The following is a 3,180-nucleotide window of genomic DNA, read 5'->3' as shown; positions in this document are numbered from 1 at the left end:
ACCCTTTCGGGTTGTATGGTTAAGTGACTAAGCGTACACGGTGGATGCCTTGGCAGTCAGAGGCGATGAAAGGCGTAATAACTTGCGATAAGCCCAGATTAGGTAGTAATAACCTTTTGAGTCTGGGATTCCTGAATGGGGAAACCCACTTACATAAGTAAGTATCCTGTTGTGAATACATAGCAACAGGAGGCAAACCGGGGGAACTGAAACATCTAAGTACCCCGAGGAAGAGAAATCAACCGAGATTCCGAAAGTAGCGGCGAGCGAAATTGGATTAGCCCTTAAGCTTTTAATGATGCAGGTGAAGAGTCTGGAAAGTCTCGCAATAAAGGGTGATAGCCCCGTAACCGACACATCATAATCAGTGAAAACGAGTAGGGCGGGACACGTGATATCCTGTCTGAATATGGGGGGACCATCCTCCAAGGCTAAATACTACTGACTGACCGATAGTGAACCAGTACCGTGAGGGAAAGGCGAAAAGAACCCCTGTGAGGGGAGTGAAATAGAACCTGAAACCGTGTACGTACAAGCAGTAGGAGCACCTTCGTGGTGTGACTGCGTACCTTTTGTATAATGGGTCAGCGACTTAATTTTAGTAGCAAGGTTAACCGTTTAGGGGAGCCGTAGGGAAACCGAGTCTTAACTGGGCGTACAGTTGCTAGGATTAGACCCGAAACCAGGTGATCTAGCCATGGGCAGGTTGAAGGTTGAGTAACATCAACTGGAGGACCGAACCGACTAATGTTGAAAAATTAGCGGATGACTTGTGGCTAGGGGTGAAAGGCCAATCAAACCTGGAGATAGCTGGTTCTCCCCGAAAGCTATTTAGGTAGCGCCTCGGACGAATACTACTGGGGGTAGAGCACTGTTAAGGCTAGGGGGTCATCCCGACTTACCAACCCTTTGCAAACTCCGAATACCAGTAAGTACTATCCGGGAGACACACGGCGGGTGCTAACGTCCGTCGTGGAGAGGGAAACAACCCAGACCGCCAGCTAAGGTCCCAAAGTATAGCTAAGTGGGAAACGATGTGGGAAGGCTCAGACAGCCAGGATGTTGGCTTAGAAGCAGCCATCATTTAAAGAAAGCGTAATAGCTCACTGGTCGAGTCGGCCTGCGCGGAAGATGTAACGGGGCTAAGCTATACACCGAAGCTGCGGCTACGTACCTTAGGGTATGTGGGGTAGGGGAGCGTTCTGTAAGCCGTTGAAGGTGGTCTGTAAGGGCTGCTGGAGGTATCAGAAGTGCGAATGCTGACATGAGTAACGATAAAGGGAGTGAAAAACTCCCTCGCCGGAAGACCAAGGGTTCCTGTCCAACGTTAATCGGGGCAGGGTAAGTCGACTCCTAAGGCGAGGCCGAAAGGCGTAGTCGATGGGAAACGGGTTAATATTCCCGTACTTCTTACAATTGCGATGGGGGGACGGAGAAGGCTAGGTGGGCCTGGCGACGGTTGTCCAGGTTCAAGTACGTAGGCGGGTGGTTTAGGTAAATCCGGACCGCTACTAACGCTGAGATACGATGTCGAGCTACTACGGTAGTGAAGTCATTGATGCCATGCTTCCAGGAAAAGCCTCTAAGCTTCAGATTGTAAGGAATCGTACCCCAAACCGACACAGGTGGTCGGGTAGAGAATACCAAGGCGCTTGAGAGAACTCGGGTGAAGGAACTAGGCAAAATGGTACCGTAACTTCGGGAGAAGGTACGCTCTTATCAGTGAAGTCCCTTGCGGATGGAGCAGACGAGAGTCGCAGATACCAGGTGGCTGCAACTGTTTATTAAAAACACAGCACTGTGCAAAATCGTAAGATGACGTATACGGTGTGACGCCTGCCCGGTGCCGGAAGGTTAATTGATGGGGTTAGACTTCGGTCGAAGCTCTTGATCGAAGCCCCGGTAAACGGCGGCCGTAACTATAACGGTCCTAAGGTAGCGAAATTCCTTGTCGGGTAAGTTCCGACCTGCACGAATGGCGTAATGATGGCCACGCTGTCTCCACCCGAGACTCAGTGAAATTGAAATCGCTGTGAAGATGCAGTGTACCCGCGGCTAGACGGAAAGACCCCGTGAACCTTTACTACAGCTTGGCACTGAACATTGAACCTACATGTGTAGGATAGGTGGGAGACTTTGAAACCGCGTCGCTAGATGTGGTGGAGTCGTCCTTGAAATACCACCCTTGTAGTTTTGATGTTCTAACGTTGGTCCCTGAATCGGGATTACGGACAGTGCCTGGTGGGTAGTTTGACTGGGGCGGTCTCCTCCCAAAGAGTAACGGAGGAGCACGAAGGTGGGCTAAACACGGTTGGACATCGTGTGGTTAGTGCAATGGCATAAGCCCGCTTGACTGCGAGAATGACAATTCGAGCAGGTGCGAAAGCAGGTCATAGTGATCCGGTGGTTCTGAATGGAAGGGCCATCGCTCAACGGATAAAAGGTACTCCGGGGATAACAGGCTGATACCGCCCAAGAGTTCATATCGACGGCGGTGTTTGGCACCTCGATGTCGGCTCATCACATCCTGGGGCTGAAGTCGGTCCCAAGGGTATGGCTGTTCGCCATTTAAAGTGGTACGCGAGCTGGGTTTAGAACGTCGTGAGACAGTTCGGTCCCTATCTGCCGTGGGCGTTGGAAAATTGAAAGGGGCTGCTCCTAGTACGAGAGGACCGGAGTGGACGAACCTCTGGTGTTCGGGTTGTCATGCCAATGGCATTGCCCGGTAGCTAAGTTCGGAATCGATAACCGCTGAAAGCATCTAAGCGGGAAGCGAGCCTTGAGATGAGTTTTCCCTGGCGCTATAAGCGTCCTAAAGGGTTGTCGTAGACTACGACGTTGATAGGCAGGGTGTGTAAGTGCTGCGAGGCATTGAGCTAACCTGTACTAATTGCCCGTGAGGCTTAACCATACAACACCCAAGGGGTTTTGTGGACTCAAAGAAATACCAGACCTTGAATGAGTTTGAAGAGAAACTTTTAAAGCTCTATTCAATAGAGAAGCAGTTTTCCAGATTATTTTGCCTTCAGTTTTTAAAAAAGCTGAAAGTAAAAGCAAAATTTGCTTGGCGACCATAGCATTGTGGACCCACCTGATTCCATGCCGAACTCAGAAGTGAAACACAATAGCGCCGATGGTAGTGTGGGGCTTCCCCATGTGAGAGTAGGACATCGCCAGGCT

At 50.5% G+C, this 3,180-nt stretch carries 2 rRNA genes; both read left to right on the top strand.

Annotated elements, in window-relative coordinates:
• Nucleotides 1–17: 17 nt before the first annotated feature.
• A 23S ribosomal RNA gene (locus AB4583_RS05745) occupies nucleotides 18–2,911 on the top strand.
• Between the two features lie 152 nt (nucleotides 2,912–3,063).
• Nucleotides 3,064–3,179, top strand: a 5S ribosomal RNA gene (gene rrf, locus AB4583_RS05740).
• Nucleotide 3,180: the final 1 nt, after the last annotated feature.

Source organism: Vibrio sp. 10N.222.49.C12, assembly GCF_041475025.1.
In the GTDB taxonomy this organism is placed as follows: domain Bacteria; phylum Pseudomonadota; class Gammaproteobacteria; order Enterobacterales; family Vibrionaceae; genus Vibrio; species Vibrio crassostreae_C.
This window is presented reverse-complemented; position numbering and strand designations above follow the sequence as displayed.